Annotated in this window: 17 protein-coding genes; 1 reads left to right on the forward strand and 16 read right to left on the reverse strand. The window is 59.7% G+C overall.

From position 1 onward, the window contains the following. From JJD66_RS08935 to JJD66_RS09010, 16 genes are all read right to left on the reverse strand, one after another. A complete protein-coding gene (locus JJD66_RS08935; protein WP_105227616.1) occupies positions 1–1,212 on the reverse strand; it encodes a sensor histidine kinase in 1,212 nt (403 codons plus the stop codon). A 110-nt stretch (positions 1,213–1,322) separates the two neighbouring features. Continuing rightward, entirely contained in the window at positions 1,323–2,795 is a 1,473-nt protein-coding gene (locus JJD66_RS08940) for a sigma-54 dependent transcriptional regulator (protein ID WP_200647981.1), read from the reverse strand. A 169-nt stretch (positions 2,796–2,964) separates the two neighbouring features. Continuing rightward, a complete protein-coding gene (locus JJD66_RS08945) occupies positions 2,965–3,261 on the reverse strand; it encodes a flagellar protein FliT (protein WP_034126783.1) in 297 nt (98 codons plus the stop codon). Between the two features lie 10 nt (positions 3,262–3,271). Beyond that, positions 3,272–3,691: a flagellar export chaperone FliS gene (gene fliS, locus JJD66_RS08950; RefSeq protein ID WP_200647982.1), complete on the reverse strand. Its 420-nt coding sequence runs from the start codon at positions 3,689–3,691 to the stop codon at positions 3,272–3,274. A 139-nt stretch (positions 3,692–3,830) separates the two neighbouring features. Beyond that, positions 3,831–5,222 (reverse strand): flagellar filament capping protein FliD, encoded by a 1,392-nt coding sequence (fliD, locus tag JJD66_RS08955; RefSeq protein WP_198715473.1) that lies wholly within the window; start codon positions 5,220–5,222, stop codon positions 3,831–3,833. A gap of 80 nt (positions 5,223–5,302) precedes the next feature. After that, on the reverse strand, positions 5,303–5,653 hold the full coding sequence (locus JJD66_RS08960; RefSeq protein ID WP_060764473.1) for a flagellar protein FlaG: 351 nt from the start codon (positions 5,651–5,653) through the stop codon (positions 5,303–5,305). 74 nt (positions 5,654–5,727) lie between these two features. Next, positions 5,728–7,203, reverse strand: a complete 1,476-nt coding sequence (locus JJD66_RS08965; RefSeq protein WP_060764472.1) for a flagellin N-terminal helical domain-containing protein — start codon at positions 7,201–7,203, stop codon at positions 5,728–5,730. 397 nt (positions 7,204–7,600) lie between these two features. Further along, the gene (locus tag JJD66_RS08970) at positions 7,601–8,530 is read right to left on the reverse strand and encodes a ketoacyl-ACP synthase III (protein WP_003192977.1); all 930 of its coding nucleotides are present in this window, start codon (positions 8,528–8,530) and stop codon (positions 7,601–7,603) included. 276 nt (positions 8,531–8,806) lie between these two features. Further along, entirely contained in the window at positions 8,807–10,411 is a 1,605-nt protein-coding gene (locus JJD66_RS08975) for a flagellar hook-associated protein 3 (protein ID WP_198716389.1), read from the reverse strand. Between the two features lie 14 nt (positions 10,412–10,425). Then, the gene (gene flgK, locus JJD66_RS08980; RefSeq protein ID WP_034126776.1) at positions 10,426–12,471 is read right to left on the reverse strand and encodes a flagellar hook-associated protein FlgK; all 2,046 of its coding nucleotides are present in this window, start codon (positions 12,469–12,471) and stop codon (positions 10,426–10,428) included. A 10-nt stretch (positions 12,472–12,481) separates the two neighbouring features. Next, positions 12,482–13,741, reverse strand: coding sequence for a flagellar assembly peptidoglycan hydrolase FlgJ (gene flgJ, locus JJD66_RS08985; RefSeq protein ID WP_105227626.1), 1,260 nt, complete (start codon positions 13,739–13,741; stop codon positions 12,482–12,484). Positions 13,742–13,745: 4 nt separating this feature from the next. Beyond that, positions 13,746–14,855 carry a flagellar basal body P-ring protein FlgI gene (locus JJD66_RS08990; protein ID WP_161793221.1) on the reverse strand — a complete coding sequence of 370 codons (1,110 nt, stop codon included), beginning with the start codon at positions 14,853–14,855 and terminating at the stop codon, positions 13,746–13,748. A gap of 6 nt (positions 14,856–14,861) precedes the next feature. Continuing rightward, the gene (gene flgH, locus JJD66_RS08995; protein WP_034126774.1) at positions 14,862–15,557 is read right to left on the reverse strand and encodes a flagellar basal body L-ring protein FlgH; all 696 of its coding nucleotides are present in this window, start codon (positions 15,555–15,557) and stop codon (positions 14,862–14,864) included. A 53-nt stretch (positions 15,558–15,610) separates the two neighbouring features. Beyond that, entirely contained in the window at positions 15,611–16,396 is a 786-nt protein-coding gene (flgG, locus tag JJD66_RS09000; RefSeq protein ID WP_003192986.1) for a flagellar basal-body rod protein FlgG, read from the reverse strand. A 62-nt stretch (positions 16,397–16,458) separates the two neighbouring features. Further along, positions 16,459–17,199: a flagellar basal body rod protein FlgF gene (locus JJD66_RS09005; protein ID WP_003192988.1), complete on the reverse strand. Its 741-nt coding sequence runs from the start codon at positions 17,197–17,199 to the stop codon at positions 16,459–16,461. A gap of 305 nt (positions 17,200–17,504) precedes the next feature. Then, positions 17,505–19,070, reverse strand: a complete 1,566-nt coding sequence (locus JJD66_RS09010; protein WP_198716388.1) for a sigma-54-dependent transcriptional regulator — start codon at positions 19,068–19,070, stop codon at positions 17,505–17,507. A gap of 256 nt (positions 19,071–19,326) precedes the next feature. Here JJD66_RS09010 and phhA point away from each other — a divergent pair, with 256 nt between their 5' ends. Beyond that, positions 19,327–20,118 (forward strand): phenylalanine 4-monooxygenase, encoded by a 792-nt coding sequence (phhA, locus tag JJD66_RS09015; RefSeq protein ID WP_003192992.1) that lies wholly within the window; start codon positions 19,327–19,329, stop codon positions 20,116–20,118. Positions 20,119–20,128: the final 10 nt, after the last annotated feature.

Raw genomic sequence — 20,128 nt, forward strand, 5'->3', positions numbered from 1 at the left:
TTACTCCGCGCTTGCCGCGCTGGAAAACAGCGGCAAGGTCATCAATGCACAGGTACCACGCCCCAGGCGCGAACGCAGTTGCAATTGTCCCTGATGGGCACGGGCCACTGCCTTGACCACGGTCAGGCCCAGGCCAGTGCCGTTGGTCTTGGTGGTAAAAAACGGCTCGCCCAGGCGCTGCAGCACCTGCGGGGCGATACCGCTGCCGCTGTCGCTGACGCACAGGCGCAGGGTTTGCCCGCGGGTGTACAGGTGCACTTTCAGGCGCGCCCCGGGGCCACTGGCCTGGGTGGCGTTTTCGATCAGGTTGAGCAGCGCGCCCACCAGGGTGTCGCGGTTGCACAGCAATTCGCCCTGGTGGCTGTCGCACTGCCAGCGCAGGTTGGCCTCCTGCACATGGGTCGCCGCTGCCGCTTGCAGCGACTGCATCAAACCGGCAGGGGTAACGCGATCGGTCAGCGGCAGTTCGCCGCGGGCAAATACCAGCATGTCACGTACTTGGTGTTCCAACTCATGCAGGCGCTCCTTGAGGCGCCCGGCAAAGCGTTGGTGGGTGGCCGCTGGTAATTGCTCGTCAGTCAAATGGCTGGCGTAGATCAATGCCGCCGACAACGGCGTACGAATCTGATGGGCCAAGGAAGCGACCATCCGCCCCAGCGACGACAGCCGCTCATGGCGAGCCAACTGATCTTGCAGGTGCCGGGTTTCTGTCAGGTCATTGAGCAGCACAAGCTGGCCCGGCTCGGCGTCCAGGGAACGGGTCGCAATGGACAGCCGGCGCCCGTCCTTGAGGGAGACTTCGTGGCCGTCGTCTTCACGGGGGGCAAAACAGCGGGTGATGACTTCACGCCACAGCTCGCCTTCCAGGGGCAAGCCAAGCAGGTCGCAGGCGGCCGGGTTGGCTTCGCGCACGCGGCCCTGGTCGTCGATGACGATCACGCCACCGGGCAACAGGTCCAGCAGGTTTTGCAGGCGGTTGGCCAGGCGTTCTTTCTCGGCCAGCTCTTGCATGCGCTGGGCGCTGACCACCGCCAGTTCGCCTTTAAGCTCCGAAACCCGGGCCTCAAGCAGGCTGTAGGAGTCGGTCAGCTGGTTCGACATCTGGTTGAACTGCGAGAGCGCGTGCTCCAGGCCCTGGCGGGTCGGCGGCTCTACAGGCGAAACCAGCCCCTGGATGGCAGGGGCCGAAGATAGTTGGGCGGCGTGGGGCATGATGCTCTCTCGCTTGGCTGACCGTCAGTTAAACGGAACGTTGCGAGGGCTGTAGCAATACCCGTGCCGAAAAAAAACTACCTATAAATCAGGTAGTTGAAAAACAGGCGTCAATCATCCGCCTGTTCATCACCCTCTTTGCGGCTCATACCGTACTTGCGCATCTTCTCCACCAGGGTGGTGCGACGGATACGCAGGCGCTCGGCGGCCCGGGCGACGATGCCGTTGGCATCATCCAGCGCCTGTTGGATCAGGCCTTGCTCCAGGTTGCCGAGGTAGTCCTTGAGATCCAGGCCTTCGGGCGGCAACATCGCGCTAGCGCCGAAGTCTGGAGTATGGCCGTTGATTGCCACGCGCTCTTCCATGTCGCTGCGCAGGCTGTCCATCTGCTCGTCCTCGTCGTCGACGTAGCGGAATTTCTTCGGCAACTCGACCACGCCGATCACCCCGTACGGATGCATGATCGCCATGCGCTCCACCAGGTTGGCCAGCTCACGCACGTTGCCCGGCCAGCCGTGGCGGCACAGGGACATGATTGCCGCGGAGTTGAACCGAATAGAACCGCGTTTCTCGTGCTCCATGCGCGAGATCAGTTCGTTCATCAGCAACGGGATGTCTTCCACGCGCTCGCGCAGCGGGGCCATCTCGATGGGGAATACGTTGAGGCGGTAGTACAGGTCTTCGCGGAAGCTGCCGACCTCGATCATGCTTTCGAGGTTCTTGTGGGTGGCGGCAATGATGCGCACGTCCACGCTCTGGGTCTTGTTGCTGCCCACGCGCTCGAAGGTGCGCTCCTGCAATACGCGCAGCAGCTTGACCTGCATCGGCAACGGCATGTCGCCGATTTCGTCGAGGAACAGGGTGCCGCCATTGGCCAGCTCAAAGCGCCCGGCACGGCTGGTGATCGCCCCGGTAAAGGCGCCCTTCTCGTGGTCGAACAATTCGCTTTCCAGCAGCTCTGCCGGGATCGCCCCGCAGTTGACCGGCACAAAGGGCCCGTCGCGGCGCTTGGAGTGATAGTGCAGGTTGCGCGCGACCACTTCCTTGCCGGTGCCCGACTCGCCGAGGATCAGCACGCTCGCGTCGGTGTCGGCCACTTGCTGCATCATCTGGCGCACGTGCTGGATGGCGCGGCTGGTGCCGACGAGGCTGCGGAACAGGTTGGGTTCACGGTGACGGCCGCGCTCGCGGGCCTGGTCGTACATCTCGCGATAGACCTGAGCACGGTGCAGGGAATCGAGCAATTTGCTGTAGCTGGGCGGCATTTCCAGGTTGGAAAGCACGCGGCGGCGCTGGTCTTCCGGCAGGTCCACGGAAGAAATATCGCCCATTAGCAACACCGGAAGGAACTCATCCCAGGTAGACAGTGTCTTTAACAGGCCCAGAACTGCGCCAGGAGCGTTTACCGTCCCGATCAATACACAAATGACTTCACGGCTCGACGACAACGAGCTGACCGCCTGCTGCCAATCGTGGCTGCCGCAGGGCAAATTTTCTTCACCAAGAAAATTTAAAATCACCGCTAAATCGCGGCGGCGGACGCTATCGTCATCGATCAGCAGAATTTTGGTTTCACGCCACATGCAATAGCAACTTCCCTAGTAAAACTTCCTGCCCCGGAATGAGGGCAATCTAGACGTCTGTAAGATTTGTTACCTACTAGACGTCTGAAATCTGAAAACAGCACTAGTTAAGTCAAAAATGCTGGCACAGTCAAATATATGACGCACCGTTCGGATTAACTGCGCCCTTTCAACCGAACAGATGGTAAACCTTTGACGCATTTTTCGCTTGGTTGATCTGCGACATCTCTTCGAAAATCGCCTGGCGCTCGCCGGTCGTCACCTCAAGCAACTGCTGGTAAACCGCCAACAGGCTTTCCAGCTTTCCACGCAGCGCATCCTCATCCACCGGCGCTTCGCTCAGCACCTGATCGATCACACTGCGGCAGCCCAGGTCGAGCTCGCTGATGGCATCCCAGTTGCGCGCGGCCAGCGCGTCGACCAGGGCTTCACGGGTTTCATCAATGCGTTGCAGTGCGTGGCTCATGACGAGTTCCTCAAGGCCCAAGGCCTGATTCTGCTGCGCCTTGTGGCGCGCCGATAGCATCCCAGCCTTCTTTTACGGTAATCATCAATCGAGCGACTTCGTCGATGATCTCGGCGTCGTTTTGCTGGTTAGCCTCCATCAACCGGTTGGTCATGTACACATAAAGGCTTTCCAACTGCTGAACGTAAGCCGGGTTATCACTCTTTTCAGCATCCAGGCCATCGCGCAGCCCGATAACGATGTCGATGGCCTTGCCGAGCATCAAACCCTTCTGTGCGATGTCACCACGCGCCAGGGCGCCCTTGGCCTGGGACATGCGATCCAGGCCACCTTCCATCAGCATCTGCACCAGGCGATGCGGGCTGGCTTCGGAGATCTGTGCGTGGGAATTGACCTTCTGGTATTGGCGAAGGGCTCGCATGGGGTTCATGTTTCTACCTCGTGACAGGCGACAGCGAAAAGGATTCTAGTAACCAATATGTCGACTGGGCCGCAAAAAGCTTTAACACCGGTCGTCTTTCGGTACGAAAAGGCCAGGCAGGTTGCCTGGCCTTTTGCGTGAGTGGCGATCAGTTATTGGTTTTAGGGTTGTTCAAGGCATTGAGCGTGGTCATGACACTGGTGCTTTGCTGGCGCAGTTGGGCAACCAGGGTGTCCATGGCGTTGTATTTGGCGGAGAGGCTGTTGGTCAGCAGTTCCATGCGCTCGTTCAGGGTTTCCTGCTGCTTTGCGATGTCCTTGAGGCTATCGGTCAACGATGTAGAACGCGTTGCCAGAACCCCGGTAGAGGCCTTGGCAAAATCATCTGTTGCACTTTTCATGCGGGCCAACATGCCGTCTTTGCCGGTGAACATACTGTTGATATCGGCTGCATTAGTCTTGACGGCGGCGTCCCACTTTTTGTCATCGATTGTCAGCAAGCCGGTAGTAGAGCTTGTGCTCACGCCAAATTGAGCCAACGACTTGAAAGTGCCAGTCCCCGAAAGGGTATTGAATTCATTCCGGATCGCCGCCTGCAGCGAACGCATGGTCGAGTCACCCGTCAATGCCGCAGCCGTCGTGCTGCCGTCAAGATTCTTGGTGACCTTGGTTTCGGCGTTCATTGCGGTGATCAAGGCGTTGTAGGTATCAATGAAGCCTTTGACTCCGGACTTGAGCGCCGTGTTGTTGGTACTGACGGTGATCAGCGTAGCGTTTTTATCGCCAGAGGTGCCCGTCTTGTAAGTCGACGGCGCCACCAACTTGATGTTCACACCACTGAGCGCTCCCTCGATACTGTTGGTCTTGGACACAGACGCAACACCATCAATGCTGTACAGCGCATCCTTGGGCACGTCGACGACCGTTGAACCCACATCCAGGCCGGAGGTGCCGGAAAGCGTAAGGTCGGAACCGGTCCCCATGGTGGTAGAGGTCAGGATCAATCGAGAACCATTGGAGTCGGTCTGGATGTTGGCACTGAGCCCGGAAGTACCAAACTGGGTATTGATCGAATCCCGCACCTGCTGCAAGGTCGCGCCGGCTGGAACATTGACGCTGTAATCCTTGCCCGACTGAGAGATGGTCAAGGTGGTCGGCTTATCCGTAGCGTTCACCACAGAAGAGGTGCCACCGGAGAAGTTCTTGCTGGATAATTTTGACGCCTGGGCCAACTGGTCAACGATCAGTCGGAAGCTGCCGTTCGAAGCCGTGTTATTGGCAGTCATGGTCGCCGTTTTTTCATCCGAGGACGAGCCGGTCAATCCGGTGAAACTACTGTCTTTGGTCATGGCGTCCAAAGCACTACGAAACGCATCCAGTGCCGCCTGAATCTTGCCGATCGAAGACAGCGTGGTGGTCGCCTTCTGGGACGCGGTATTGATCTGCGTCTGCTTGGGCACCTTTTCGGCGTCCACCAAGGACTTCACGATCGCTTGCGTATCGATGTTCGAACCGATACCACTTACCGTTGAACCCGCCATCATCTATCTCCTGTTCGGTGGCTGCCGTTATCTTGACTTATTGCGCCTCAAGACCTGACAGCAACAAATTTCATGCCAGCTCACACCTTGTCGTCAAACAACACGTTGCTTGCGCTGGAAAGGTTTTGTGCCAGTTTCAACGCCGTTTCCGACGGAATCTGACGGATCACTTCACCGCTGTCGGTGGCAATGACCTTGACCACGACCCGGTGGGTCGAATCATCAATGGAAAAATCCAGGCTGCGCTGGGCAGCCTGGACGAACTCGCGAATGTCGGTTACTGCTTTTTCCAGGTCCGCGCGCTCAGGCTCTTTGCCGGTTGCCGCCACTTCCTGAGCCTTGCTGCTGTTTTGATCGGCAGTTGCCTTGGGAGGCGCGCCTTGAGGGGCAACCGGCGGATAAGACTGGTTCAGCTTTACACTCATGTCCATGTCCAATCTCCTCTAAACCGAAAAAACGGAAGGGCACGTAAACGCGCCCTTCCGTTAGTTACCAAGCGCGCTGATTACTGAAGCAGTTTCAGTACAGCGGATGGCAGTTGGTTAGCCTGCGACAGGATCGCGGTGGAAGCCGACTGCAGGGTTTGTTGCTTGGTCAGTTCGGCGGTTTCGGCAGCGAAGTCGACATCCTGAACGGTGGAACGCGCAGCGGTAGAGTTTTTCTGGATGTTCTGCAGGTTGTCTGCAGTGGTAGTCAGACGGTTCTGGGTGGCACCCAGACCCGAACGAACGCTGTCGATGGTGCCGATGGCCTTGTCGATAACCGACAGTGCGTTTTGAGCCATATCAGCGCTGGTCACATCAGTATTGGCGATGGTGGTTTTGGTGGAAGCAGCAGTGGTAGCCGCAGCTGCACCGAACAGCCCCCCAACACCATCCCCCGACAAGGAGTAACCCTTGGAGGAATCCAGCGATACTTGGCCGGTGGCAGTCATCTTGGTTGTATCGGACAGAGCGGTGCCTGCGCCGGTAGGGTATGCACCGGAACCATCTTTGGATTTGATAGTGATAGCGGCCGCACTGGCAGCGCCGGCTGCAACAGCACCAAACTCGATGTTCTCACCAGTATCGGACTTGACCGAAAGCGTTTTCTTGGCTTCGTCGAAGTTGACACTGATACCCAGCTTGGCGGCGTTGGACTTCAATTGATCAGCCAAGCCAGCCTGGCTAGTTACGCCCGTCATTGTGACAGTCTGGCCATTGACAGTCATTGAAAACGTGGCAGCAGCGGCAGGTGTAGCGCCCGTGGTAAACGCGGCATTATCAACTTCAATCTGAACTTCAGTGCTCGCGGTAGCTGTGAGGCCGCCAATTGCACCATTCATTTTGCTGGCGATACTCTGCGCCGAAGCACCAACCGGGACAGCAATTGCACTGCTCACCTGGCCATTACCGGTCACGGTAATAGTGCCAGCTGCACTGCCGATACCATTCTCGGTAGGAGTAATTGCAACACTCTTGATCTGCTGCGAACCAATATTGTTGGCGGCAACGTTTTCCAGGCTCAGGTTGATGGTTTCGTTAGCATTGGCACCCACTTGGATAGCCTTGGTGCCATACGAACCGTCCAACAGTTTCTGGCCACCGAAAGTGGTGGTTTGCGAGATACGGGTCAGTTCTGCGGTCAGGGCCTGGTATTCGTCGTTGTTCGACTTACGGTCGTCGGCGCTCAGGGAGCCGGTAGCCGAGGACAGGGCCAGGGTACGCATTTTTTGCAGGATGTCGGTCGAAGCCTGCATCGCGCCTTCAGCGGTCTGAGCGATGGAGATGCCGTCGTTCACGTTTTTTACAGCTTGGCCCAGGCCGTTGATTTGGCTGGTCAGGCGGTTAGCGATCTGCAGGCCGGCAGCGTCGTCTTTAGCGCTGTTGATACGCAGGCCGGAAGACAGGCGCTGCATGGAAGTGGCCAGGGCGCCGCCAGCTTTGTTCAGGTTGCCCTGAGTCGTGATGGAAGCAATGTTGGTGTTTACTGTTAAAGCCATGACGAAATCCTCGTTGGATGGATACTGCGGCTTCCGGCCCTGGCAACCGCCGGGTGTGGCCTGAGAACCTACGTAATAGTTATCGTCGTGGTAGCCGGTTGCTTGAGGGTTTTTTTGATTTTTTTTACTAGCCCTGTGCCAGCCCTTGTATTTCAACGGTTTATAGAGGCGTGAAACGCCAGTAATCACGGGTTACTGGCGCCAAAACTCCGCCTTCAAGACGTCCCCCCTTGTAGGAGCGAGCTTGCTCGCGAAGAACGTTAACGATGACGCGGGCATTCAGGATGCACGCGGCGCCCTCAGGTGCTTCGCGAGCAAGCTCGCTCCTACAGGGGGGCGCAAAAAAAACGCCGATGATCATTCGATCATCGGCGTTTTTCATGAAGCTGCTAAAGCATCACGGACGATAGAGAATCGCCGAGCCCCACGACAGCCCCACACCAAAGCCGCTGATTGCCACGCGCTTCCAGGTGGCGTCCATCACGTGCTTTTCCAGCAGCAACGGAATGCTCGATGACACGGTATTGCCGGTCTCGACCATGTCCTTGATGAACTTGTCCACCGGCGCTTCTTCAAAGCGACGCGCCACAGCGTCAACGATGGCCGCGCTGCCCTGGTGGATGCAGAACGCATCAATGTCATCTGCCTTGAGGTCCGACTCATTGAGCAGCTCGTGCAAGTGTGCCGGCACCTTGAGCAAGGCGAAGTTGAACACCTGGCGGCCGTTCATGAAGAACACACCATCGCTGACCTTCAAGTGCGGCGCGCCGGAACCGTCGGTACCGAACTTGGATTTGCCCAGCAACCACGGCGCGTCCTCGCCCATCCAGGTGGCGGTGGCAGCATCGCCGAACAGCATGGTGGTGTTGCGATCTTCCGGGTCGACGATCTTGGAGTACGGGTCGGCAGTGATCAGCAGGCCGTTTTTCAGGCCGGCGGCTTCCATGAAGCCTTTCATCGCGTAGATGCCGTAGACGTAGCCGGAGCAGCCCAGGGAAATATCGAAGGCGGCCACGTGAGTGGGCAGGCCCAGTTTGTCCTGGACGATGGCGGCGGTGTGGGGCAAGCCCTCTTCATCGCCGTTCTGGGTGACGACGATCAGCGCGTCGATGGACTCGCGCTTCAAATCCGGGTTGTTGGCAAACAATGCATTGACGGCTTCGACGCACAGGTCGGAAGTCTCCTGTGCAGCTTCCTTGCGCGGCAGGAAGGCCGAACCGATCTTGCCGATGATGAACTCTTCATCCTTGGCGAATTTGGCACCCTGGGCGTAGTTATCGATCCCGTCTGCCGGCACGTAACTGGCGATGCTTTTTATGCCAATCATTGTGGCTTCCCAATACTAAATAGCTGGAGAACACCCCTCGGACTACGCCGGGAGTGCTGACAATAAAGGGGATAACCCCATGAAAATCTCGCTGAAAGCCGCCCGATAAAGGCCCTGTGACGACTTATCCTTTTCACACGATACAGTGAAGATGCGCTTTATGACTCACAGGTCACTCAATTTTGCGCGCTTTGTGCAAAAACCGGCAACATTTCCAGGCCAGAAACGACAACGGCCTCCCCTGTCGCCAGGGGAGGCCGTTGTTCATTGCGACGATTACATGCGGCTGAACAGGTTCAGCTGGGAGATTTTAACGAACGCCAGTTGCGAGGCCTGCAACATGGTTTGCTGCAACGTGAGGTTGATCGCCGCCTCGCCCATGTCAATGTTCGCCAGGTCGCTCATGGTGCTTTTGTTTGCGGTACCGATACTGATGTTTTCCGCCGACTGGATATCCAGCGCGGCTTCGCGGGCCCCGATGGAACCGCGCACGTTGTCGACCTGGGCACGTGAATTGGCAAAATTACTGATGGAGGCGTCGAGCGCATCCTTGAGCTTGACCATCGCCGCCGGGTTGCCGTCGGCCGGTTGCTCCAGCGCCTTGCGCAGTTGGCTCAGGGTATCCAGCGCGTTCTGGGTCTTGGCAGTGCTGGCAGCGACCGCAAACTGATCGCCGGCTTGCGGTGTGCCGCTGACATCAAAGGTCACGCCCGCTGCCGTCACGGTCGTACCGCCACCGGTGTCGCCGGTGGCGATCGCTTTGCTGTCGGCGCTATAGGGCTGGGCATAGACTTCATACGCCGTGCCACTGGTGAACTTGATCACCGCCCCGCTGTTAGCCGGGAACGTACTGGCATAGGTGGCCGGGTTGCTCACCTGCGCATTCGTCAGCTGCGCAGTGGAGGTATTACTGGGCGTGCGCGAAACACTGAAGGTGTCGGGCTTGGCGGCCAGGCTGAACGACCGGTCCTTGACCAACGCATCGGCGTCCGGCCCCGTCGCTATATCCTTGAGATCCACCGCAATATCAAAATTCACGCCGCGCAGGCTCACGGTGGAGCCGCCTTCCTTGGTGGAATCAAAGGTGCCGTTGCCAGGGATCTCCGACGTGACGTCATTACCGTTCTTGTCGGAGACCTTGTACTGGGTGCTGCTGGTAAAGGTCAGCTTGTATGGCTCGCCATCGGCGAATTTATTCGTGTAATCCGAGCCTGAAGTCACCAGGCCGGCCGACACTGAGACTTTATGATCATTGGGCACTGGCGCCGTTGCCGGCGGCACGATGGCAGGTGCGATCCAGGTCGCCTGGGTGCGGCCCGAGTTAACGGCACCGTCCATGATGCTCTTGCCGGTGTCACCGGCACTGACTCTCAGGGAATCGGAAACCTGCAGGCTCAGCGGCGTTTCATCACCCTGATAGGTGTAGGTGCCGTCGCTGTTACGGCTATAGGGCGGTGTCGAGGTCTTGGAGCCGGAAAACAGATAGTTGCCCGAGGAATCCTTGCTGTTAAGCAAGCCCAGCACTTGGTCTTCAAGCGCACCGATCTGGCCGGCAATCGACTTGCGGTCGGCATCGCTGCGCGAACCGCCCGCTTCAATGGCCAAGGTACTGGCCGCCTGCAGCGCCTCGTTGATTGCACCCAATACGCTTTCCTCGTTGGTCAACGAGTTCTTCAAACTGGTGATATTGCCGTTGAACTGCCCGAGCATGTCCTTCTGCTGTTGCAGCAACAACAACCTCGCCGCCGCCACCGGGTCATCCGCTGCGGTCTGCACGCGCACACCGGAACTGGCCTGCTCCTGGGCCTTCACCACGCTGGAATAGTTGTCCGTGTACTTGGCGGCACTGGTTTCAAAATACTGTGCAGTGGAAATACGCATCGTCCCAGACTCCCTTAAAGACTATTGATCAGCGTGCTGAAGGTTTCTTGCGCAGCCTTGATGATCTGCGACGAGGCGGTGTAGTACTGCTGGAATTTGATCATGTCGCCCGCCTCTTCATCGAGGTTGACCTGGGACACGGAGTTGCGCGCATCCTGGTTGGCCTTGAGCAAGGCGCCCGTGGCCGTGGTGTCGGTATTGGCCGACGCGGCCTTGGCCCCGACGGTCGACACCAGGCGACTGTTGGCCGCCACCAGGCTCACTCCGCCGCCACTGCCATCGGACAGGCCGACGGTGGCTTTGGTTTGCAGGTCGAGCAACGCCTGGGCGTTACGGTTATCCGACTTGCCCGAGGCGTTGAAGGAAAACGTGGTGCTGTCGCCAGCGGCGGGCGACCCGGCGACCGTGGTATCGAACTTGAAGCTTTTGGCCGGCACCAGCAGCGTGCCGTTGGCATCCCGCATCGGTACATCGACCGTGATTTTGTTGCCTTGGCCCGGCACGATGGTGCCGGTGCCAATCGGGTTGCCCTGGGCATCGTTGAGCGTGTAGCCCTGGGTGCCGTCGGCGGCCGGCTTGCCGAATACCATCTTCACTGGCATCGAGTGCTCAATGCCGGTACGCAGTTGCGCGGTATCGGCGCCACCATGAATATCGATAGGCAGGGTCAGGGTCGGCGGTGTAAAGGTGCCGGTACCCTGGTTGGTCTTGCTGCCCTCGCCCAGCAATGGCCCGGCGAACGCGATTTTATTGGCGTCCGTCAAAGTCGTGCCGATGTTGGTCGCACCGCTGGCGGTAGGGCTGACTTTGAAACTATCGCCCGCCGCCATCGGCCCCTTGCCATCCAGCGCCAGGGTGAAGCCATCGATCACCGGCGGCGGCGCGGTATTGGTGTCGAACGCGCCCATGGCCTTGCCGTCGGAACGCACCACCGTGTAGTTGTTGCCGCTGGTAAAGGTCACTTTGTAGTCGTAGGTCGACAGCTTGCTGGTGTCGGCAATGGTCACATTCAAATTGCCGGAGCCCGTGCTGTTGCCCAGCGCGCCCTGACTGCGCTGAGCAATGGCCGCCGCGCTGTTGATGTCCTTGAACAGCGATGAGCCGAAGTCACCGTTCAAGTCCAGGCCCTGCCCCAGTTGGCTGTTGATGGTATCGGCTGTCGCCAGGGCGATACGCCCCAAGTCATTGATGGCCGGCATCAGGGCATCACTGCGATAACGCAACAGGCCGCCGATGCTGCCCCCACTGAGCACGTTGCCCAGGTCGATCGCCGTACCGCCGCCAGCATTGAGCGCAATGGTGTACTGGCTTGGGTCGCTAGCGCTCGGCACTGCCGAGAGGGTGTTGGACCGGTCGCCCAATACCAGGGATTGGCCAGTACCGGTGCTGACGCTGAACACGCCATTCTGTTCACTGGTGGTCACACCCACCAGTTCATTGAGCGAGCGCACCGCCTCGTTACGGGCGTCCAGCAGGTTGGCCGGGGCGCTGTTGCTTGAGCCCTGGGCCTGGGTGATCTGCTTGTTGAGCGAAGCAATCGAGGAGGTCAACTGGTTGACCTGGTCACTCATGGTGCTCAACTGGCCATTGATCGACTCTTTCTGTTGAGTCAATTGGCTGGAGATGGCGTTGAAACGGTTACTCAGGGTCTGGGCGCTGGTCAGCAGCACTTGCCGGGCAGACACGTCGCTGGGGTTGGCCGCGGAGGTCTGCACAGCGGCAAAAAACGCGCTGAGCACCGAAGACATGCCGGTTGTCTTGTCCGACAAAGTCTTGTCGATGGCGCTGGCCTGGCTGGAATAAGCCTTGGCATCGTTATTGAGCGCCGTGCTGTTCTGGTAGGCCGCATCCAGGAACTCGTTATAGACCCGACGCACATCCGCCAGCGTGGTGCCGCTGCCAATGTACACACCGCCGTAGGGGTTGTTGGCACTCGCATTCTGCGTGGTCTGCTGGCGCGAATAACCCGAGGTGTTGGCGTTGGCGATGTTATTACTCAAGACCGACAACGATCCTTGAGCGGCATTGAGCCCTGACATCCCGATACTGAGCAAACTCATGGTTCAGACCTTATAAATGTGTGGTTGCGCCAGCGGCAGCGTAGTTCTGGTAACTGTTCATGGTTTTTGCGATCTGCGAAATCTTGCTGGCGTAATCCGGGTCGGTTGCATAACCGGCTTTTTGCAACTCGCGTACAAACTGTTCCGGGTTGTCGGCTGATTTCACAACTTCTTTATAGCGATCATGGCTTTGCAGCAGGGTCACGAGGTCGTGGAAGCTGTCCTGGTAGGAGCTGTAGGAACGGAATTGCGCCGTTTCCTTGACCATCGCCCCATCGCGAAACTCGCTGGTGATCGCCCGGGCCTGACCGCCCTGCCAGCTCTGCCCGGCCTTGATGCCGAACAGGTTGTGGCTGCTGCTGCCGTCTTCGGCACGCATGACTGATTTGCCCCAACCGGTTTCCAGTGCCGCCTGGGCCACCAGGTACTTGGGGTCGATACCAATCCGTGCGGCAGCGGCCTTGGCCATCGGCAACATGGTGGCGACAAATTCATCCTGGGAGCTGAAGGCTTTCTTGGCCGGCGCCAGCGGTGGCTGGGCAATGGCGCGGCCATACACCTGCATGCGCCCGCTCGGCACGGCAAAGCTACGCGCGCTGCTGTTGATGACCGTGTCGTCGGCAGCGCTGTTACGCAGGGGCGCGGCTTTGGCTTCGACCGGAGCGTTCGGCACGATGCCCGCCAGCAGGCGGTCGGCCAGCTTGCTGGGCAAGGCGATACGGCGCTGGTTCATCAGTTCCATGTCGTTGGCATGGGTGCTGGCGCCCTCAGGCACGGCCACGCGATACGCCCACAAAGGCCGCTGGCCATTGGAGCGGCCCAACGGGCCTTCGGCCTGGGTACCGGCGGCAATCTCGGTCGGCACATCGACTTTCTTCACCGGCGCGTCCGCCGCCGGGCCTTGCAAGGTGGCGGCCTGGGCCTCCACCGGCTTGTTCTTCTGCATCTGGCGCATCAGCACATCGGCCAGGCCGATACCGCCACCTTCGCGGGACATCGACACCGCCAGTTGCTGGTCGTACATTTCCTGGTACTGCTTGGCGGCCGGGGTGTTCAACGGGTTGTCCTTGCCCAGGGCATCGGTGGCCGAGCGCATGGACTTGAGCATCTCGTTCAAAAACAGCGATTCGAACTCCTGCGCCACCTTGCGCAGGTTGCCTTCGCTGTTTTTGTCGTCACCGACTTTGAGCTGGTTAAGCCGGTTCAGGTCGGAGTAAGACCCCGAGTCTGCTGTGCTGCTGATGCCGCTCTTGCGCATATCCATGGCCATGGCCTCAGATCACGATCAGGTCGGCTTGCAACGCGCCGGCCTGCTTCAAAGCTTCGAGGATCGCCATCAAGTCGCCGGGCGCAGCGCCCACCTGGTTCACCGCACGGACAATCTCGTCCAGGGTGGTGCCGGGGCCGAACTTGAACATCGGCTTGGCTTCTTGCTGGGCATTGACGCGCGAGCGCGGGACCACGGCAGTCTGGCCACCGGACAACGGCCCAGGCTGGCTGACGATCGGGTCTTCGGTGATGGTCACCGTCAGGCTGCCGTGGGTTACCGCCGCTGGCGAGACCTTGACGTTCTGGCCGATCACGATGGTGCCGGTGCGCGAGTTGATGATGACTTTCGCTACGGCCTGGCCTGGGTCCACTTCAAGGTTTTCCAGGATCGACAGGTAGTCCACGCGCTGGCTCGGGTCCAAAGGCGCAGTGACGCGAACCGAGCCGCCGTCGATGGCCTGGGCCACGCCAGGGCCGAGCATGTCGTTGATCTTGTCGACCACGCGCTTGGCGGTGGTGAAGTCGGAGCGGTTGAGGTTCAGGGTCAGGCTGTTGCCCTGGTTGAAACCACTCGGCACGGTGCGCTCAACCGTGGCGCCACCGGGGATACGCCCGGCCGACGGCACGTTGACGGTGATCTTCGAACCATCGCGGCCTTCGGCGTCAAAACCGCCGACCACCAGGTTGCCCTGGGCGATGGCGTAGACGTTGCCGTCGATACCTTTGAGCGGCGTCATCAGCAAGGTACCGCCACGCAGGCTCTTGGAGTTACCCATGGACGACACGGTGATGTCCACCACCTGCCCCGGCTTGGCGAACGCAGGCAGATCGGCGCTGATCGACACCGCCGCGACGTTCTTCAACTGCACGTTGCCCGAGCCTGGCGGTACCTTGATGCCGAACTGGGAGAGCATGTTGTTGAAGGTTTGCAGGGTGAACGGCGTCTGGGTGGTCTGGTCACCCGTGCCGTTGAGCCCCACGACCAGGCCATAGCCGATCAACTGGTTGGAGCGCACGCCGGAAATACTGGCGATGTCCTTCAGGCGCTCGGCCTGGGCCACAGCACTCAAGGCCAGCAAAAGCGCCATCGCCATCAGCTGTTTGAACTTCAAAATGGCCACCTAGAAAGGGAACAGCGGGCTGAGGAAGAAGCGGTCGAACCAGCCCGGCTGGCTCGCATCGGCGAACGAACCGGTGCCCGAGTAGGTAATGCGTGCATCGGCAATGCGCGTCGACGGCACGGTGTTGTCGGTGGAGATGTCATCGGCGCGGACCATGCCGGCGATGCGCACCAGCTCGTCGCCGGTGTTGAGAGTCATCCACTTTTCACCGCGCACGGCAATGATGCCGTTGGGCAATACATCGGCGACGGTCACGGTGATCGAACCGGTCAGGCTGTTGCCCTGCCCGGCCGCGCTCTTGCCGTTGGTGGCGCGGTCGCCGCTGTAGCCGGCGTCCAGGCTCAGGTCACCACCGCCCAGTGGGTTGTTGGTGTTCAGGCCGCCGCCGAACAGCGAGGTCAAGCCGATGCTGGTCTTGCTGTTCTTGCCGATCTGCGAGTTGGCGTTCTTGCTGGCCTGGGTCTTCTCGTTCAGGGTGATGGTGATGATGTCACCGACCCGGAACGCCTTGCGGTCGCTGTACAGGTTCTGCTCGAAACCGGCCTGGTAGATCGAGCCATTGTTGGCCGCCGCAGGCAGCGGCGTGCGTGGCAACACCGGCGCGTAGTACGGGTCATTGGGCTTTGGCGTGGGGGCGACACAGCCCGCAAGCACGGCGATCCCACTCAATGCCAACACACAAACATAGCGATTCATGACCCTAACCTCACGGTGTTGCAGGCCCCCTCAAGGGCGCCCCATAGACTTGATTACAGATTCTGCGTAACGAACGAAAGCATCTGGTCGGCGGTGGAAATCACCTTGGAGTTCATCTCGTAGGCGCGCTGGGTGGTGATCATGTTGACCATCTCCTCAACGGTGCTGACGTTGGAGGTTTCCAGAGTGCTTTGCAGCGTGGTGCCGAAGCCGTTCAAGCCAGGGGTGCCGATTTGCGGCGCGCCACTGGAGGCGGTTTCCAGGAACAGGTTGTTGCCCATGGCCTGCAGGCCGGCCGGGTTGATGAAGTCGGCGGTTTGCAGGTTGCCGATCACCTGGGACGCTGGGTTGCCAGCGACGGTGATGGACACGGTGCCGTCGTTGCCAACGGTGAAGGTCTTGGCGTCGGGCGGCACCACGACAGCAGGCTCCAGGGCGAAACCGTTGGCGGTCACGATCTGGCCGTTGGAGTCCAGGTGGAAGGTGCCGTCACGGGTGTAAGAAGTGGTGCCATCCGGTTGCAGCACTTGAAAAAAGCCCCGGCCGTTGATCGCCATGTCCAGGGGCTGGCCGGTTTGCTGCAGGTTGCCGGCGCTGAAGTTTTTCTGGGTGCCGACGATCTGCACACCGGTACCCAGTTGCAGGCCCGACGGCAGTTCGCTGTCCTGGGTCGATTGGGCGCCCGGTTGCTTCTTGATCTGATAGAGCAAGTCCTGGAACTCGGCGCGGTCACGTTTGAAGCCCGTGGTCGACACGTTTGCCAGGTTGTTGGAAATGGTCGTCAGGTTGGTGTCCTGGGCGGACAGGCCTGTCTTGGCAACCCATAGAGCCGGAAGCATGCTGTTCTCCTTCGTGCGCCGGATGGTTGGCGCTGCGTTGCAAATTAGTTAATGGGCTTGGATCAGCTCATCTGCATGACGCGCGTCATGGCCTGGTCGTCTTCTTTAGCGCTGTTCATCATCTTGATGTGCAGCTCGAACTGCTTGGCCAGCGCCAGCACTGCGGTCATTTCTTCCACGGCATTGACGTTGCTCGCCTGCAGGAAACCCGAGGTCAGCCGCACGTTCGCGTCGGCCTGGGCCGGTTGGCCATCCTTGGTGTGGATGGTGCCGTCCAGGCCCTTGGTCATGTTCTTGAGGTCAGGCTGGACCATCTTGATACGGTCCACTTCAGCCATTACTCGCGGGCCTTCGCCCATGGCGCGGATGCTGATAGTGCCGTCCGAACCCACTTCGATTTTCTGCTGGGGCGGCACGGCGATCGGGCCACCGTTGCCCATGATCGGCATACCGTTGCCGGCACGCAGCACGCCCAAGGCATCCACGTTCATGCTGGCGCTGCGCACGTAGGCTTCGCCGCCATCGGGGGTCTGCACCGCCATCCAGCCGTCGCCGCTGACGGCTACGTCCAGGTCGCGGCCGGTCTCGATCATCGCGCCCGGTGAAAAGTCGGTAGCCGGACGTTCGGTCATGGCAAACGCCCGCGCCGGAAAGCTGTCACCGAACACCGGCATCGAACGCGCCTGTTCCAGGTCGCGCTGGAAGCCGTTGGTGGAAATGTTCGCCAGATTGTTGGCATGGGCCTTCTGCGCCAGTGCATTCTGGCTGGCGCCGGTCATTGCCACATAAAGGTACTTGTCCACGCTCTATCCTCTTTCTGACGGACGCTTGCCGCCCACCGCTGTACTGAGGAGGCTTAAGCAATTTGCGAACCAACTTTTCAAAAGAGACGCAAACCCAGGCGCGGCGGGGGTTTCGTGGAGGTATGTGAAATTGGCAGGGGAGAAACAGTCGAAAAAACGGCGGACTACTGCCGCCTGCGGCAAACACCGGCCCTCAAACCGGTAGAGATCAAATGTGGGAGCTGGCTTGCCTGCGATAGCGGTTGGGCAGGCACTGATATGCCAACTGACAGTCCGCCATCGCAGGCAAGCCAGCTCCCACCGTTTTAACTGCGGGCGGCCTTGAGCACTTCGTAATCACGCAGTTTGTTGGCAATGGTGGTGTGCGACACCCCCAGGCGCTTGCCCAACTGGCGACTGCTCGGGTGTTCGGCGTACAGGCTTTCCAACACCGCCTTTTCAAAGCGCCCGACGATATCCTCCAGGCTACCCTCCAGGGAAAAATCGCCCAGCGGTTGACGCACGCCGTAATCCGGCAAGCGAATATGCTCAACCTTGACCGTACCGCCCTCACACAACGACACCGCTTGGAACAGCACGTTTTCCAGCTGCCGCACATTGCCCGGCCAGTGGTAGTGGCTGAGCTTGTCCATGGCCGCAGGTGCAAGCTTGGGCAGTGGGCAACCGATCTGCCGACTGGCCTGGTCGAGAAAGTGCTCGACCAACGGCGCAAGGCCATCCAGGCATTCGCGCAACGGCGGGATATGCAACGACAGCACATTCAGCCGGTGATAAAGGTCCTGACGAAACTCACCCCGGGCGCAGAGTTCCGACAAATCTACCTGGGTCGCGCAGATCACCCGCACGTCCAGGTACACCTCTTCATCACTGCCCACCCGGCGAAAACAACCGTCCTGCAGAAAGCGCAGCAGCTTGACCTGCAAGCGCGCGCTCATTTCTCCCACGCCATCGAGAAACAAGGTACCGCCCGCCGTCAGCTCAAGCAGGCCCAACTTACCTTCCGCCCGCGCCCCTTCAAATGCGCCGGGGCCGTAGCCAAACAGTTCGGTCTCGGCCATCGACTCGGGCAACCCCGCGCAGTTGAGCGCCATCAACGGCGACTGCCCGCGCGGGCTGGCCAAGTGGCAGGCCCGGGCCAACAGCTCCTTGCCGGTGCCGGTTTCGCCTTCTATTAATAGTGGCGCATCCAGGGGCGCCATGCGTCGCGCTTCACGTACCACTGCGGCCATGACCTTGGAGCTCTGGAAGATGCTGTCGAAACCGCGCAGCTCTTGCTTGCGCACGTTATAGATACGCTCACCGACACGGTCGGCACGGTGCAGGGTGAGCACGGCGCCGGCCATGGCTTCACTGTCATCGTGCTCGGAGGATTGCAGGGGCGCGATGTCCGCCAGAAATACGTCGCCCTTGACCTTGACCCGCAGGCCATTGATTCGCGATTTGCTGGCGCGCACCAGTTCCGGCAGGTCGAAATCCTCGGCGTAACGCGACAGGGGAATCCCCGGCACTTCATCCACCCGTACGCCAAGCAACTGCGCCGCCGCACGGTTGGCGGCCACGATGGAGCCGCCCATATCAATGGACAGCACCGGGAACTCCAGGGCGCCGAGCAACGCATTGAGCTCCATATGCCGCCGCTCACTGGGCATCAGCCCTACCCGCTTGACCCCGAACACCCCGGCAATCGCCTCGAACTGCGGGCGCAACGCCTGGAATTGCATGTTCACCAGGTTGGGGCAGAACAGGTAGATGGCATTGCCGTGCTCGCCGCCGACTTCGCCCTTGGCGACGTTGACGCCGTACTCCACCAGCAGGTTGAGGATGTCCCGCAGGATGCCGATGCGGTTCTGGCAGTGCACTTTGATACGCATGGAAAGACTCGAAAAGGGAGTAGGCGCCGCGTCTTTTTGTCGCCGGGCGCAGATAGTCGTCAAGATTATGTGACAGCGCGGTGACTTTTCCCAGCCCATGGCTGCGACGAGCGGGCCTGTCGTAACGAATACTTTACGATAATCGGTAATTTTTCCTACGCTAGTCCGTTAAGGCTGATGGAAACCGGCGCCTATCCGGTTATCAATAGGAGCATCCCAGGACATAACAAGAACGAATGCCTAGCAGGAGAGCCGTATGAAGCAGACGCACTACGTGGCCCGCGAGCCCGATGCGCAAGGTTTTATCCACTACCCGCCAGAAGAACATGCGGTGTGGAACACCCTGATCACTCGCCAATTGAAAGTGATCGAGGGCCGCGCCTGCCAGGAATACCTGGACGGTATCGACAAGCTCGGCCTGCCTCTGGACCGCATTCCCCAGTTGGGCGAAATCAACAAGGTGCTGGCCGACACCACCGGCTGGCAAGTCGCCCGCGTGCCGGCGCTGATACCCTTCCAGACCTTTTTTGAATTACTGGCCAGCAAGCAGTTTCCGGTGGCGACTTTTATTCGCACCCGTGAAGAATTGGACTACCTGCAAGAGCCGGATATTTTTCACGAGATCTTTGGCCACTGCCCGCTGCTGACCAACCCCTGGTTCGCTGAATTCACCCACACCTACGGCAAGCTCGGCCTGGCGGCCACCAAGGAGCAACGGGTGTACCTGGCGCGCCTGTACTGGATGACTATCGAGTTCGGCCTGGTGGACACGCCCCAGGGCCGGCGTATCTACGGTGGCGGCATTCTGTCGTCGCCTAAAGAAAGTGTGTATTGCCTGTCGGACGAGCCTGAGCACCAGGCCTTTGATCCGCTGGAAGCGATGCGCACCCCCTATCGCATCGACATCCTGCAACCGTTGTACTTCGTCTTGCCCGAACTCAAGCGCCTGTTCGACGTGGCGCAGGAGGACATCATGGGCATGGTCGAGCGCGGTATGCAGTTGGGTCTGCACGCACCGAAATTCCCACCCAAGCCCAAAGCCGCGTGAACCTCACGTT

Origin of the sequence: Pseudomonas sp. MF6751 (assembly GCF_016613265.1) — a bacterium.
Taxonomy (GTDB): domain Bacteria; phylum Pseudomonadota; class Gammaproteobacteria; order Pseudomonadales; family Pseudomonadaceae; genus Aquipseudomonas; species Aquipseudomonas fluorescens_BV.

Bases quoted from the DNA above. Each gene is read 5' to 3' on its own strand.
- JJD66_RS08935 (WP_105227616.1), bottom strand. From the start codon at position 1,212: ATGCCCCACGCCGCCCAACTATCTTCGGCCCCTGCCATCCAGGGGCTG.
- JJD66_RS08940 (WP_200647981.1), bottom strand. From the start codon at position 2,795: ATGTGGCGTGAAACCAAAATTCTGCTGATCGATGACGATAGCGTCCGC.
- JJD66_RS08945 (WP_034126783.1), bottom strand. From the start codon at position 3,261: ATGAGCCACGCACTGCAACGCATTGATGAAACCCGTGAAGCCCTGGTC.
- fliS (WP_200647982.1), bottom strand. From the start codon at position 3,691: ATGAACCCCATGCGAGCCCTTCGCCAATACCAGAAGGTCAATTCCCAC.
- fliD (WP_198715473.1), bottom strand. From the start codon at position 5,222: ATGGCGGGTTCAACGGTAAGTGGTATCGGTTCGAACATCGATACGCAA.
- JJD66_RS08960 (WP_060764473.1), bottom strand. From the start codon at position 5,653: ATGGACATGAGTGTAAAGCTGAACCAGTCTTATCCGCCGGTTGCCCCT.
- JJD66_RS08965 (WP_060764472.1), bottom strand. From the start codon at position 7,203: ATGGCTTTAACAGTAAACACCAACATTGCTTCCATCACGACTCAGGGC.
- JJD66_RS08970 (WP_003192977.1), bottom strand. From the start codon at position 8,530: ATGATTGGCATAAAAAGCATCGCCAGTTACGTGCCGGCAGACGGGATC.
- JJD66_RS08975 (WP_198716389.1), bottom strand. From the start codon at position 10,411: ATGCGTATTTCCACTGCACAGTATTTTGAAACCAGTGCCGCCAAGTAC.
- flgK (WP_034126776.1), bottom strand. From the start codon at position 12,471: ATGAGTTTGCTCAGTATCGGGATGTCAGGGCTCAATGCCGCTCAAGGA.
- flgJ (WP_105227626.1), bottom strand. From the start codon at position 13,741: ATGGCCATGGATATGCGCAAGAGCGGCATCAGCAGCACAGCAGACTCG.
- flgH (WP_034126774.1), bottom strand. From the start codon at position 15,557: ATGAATCGCTATGTTTGTGTGTTGGCATTGAGTGGGATCGCCGTGCTT.
- flgG (WP_003192986.1), bottom strand. From the start codon at position 16,396: ATGCTTCCGGCTCTATGGGTTGCCAAGACAGGCCTGTCCGCCCAGGAC.
- JJD66_RS09010 (WP_198716388.1), bottom strand. From the start codon at position 19,070: ATGCGTATCAAAGTGCACTGCCAGAACCGCATCGGCATCCTGCGGGAC.
- phhA (WP_003192992.1), top strand. From the start codon at position 19,327: ATGAAGCAGACGCACTACGTGGCCCGCGAGCCCGATGCGCAAGGTTTT.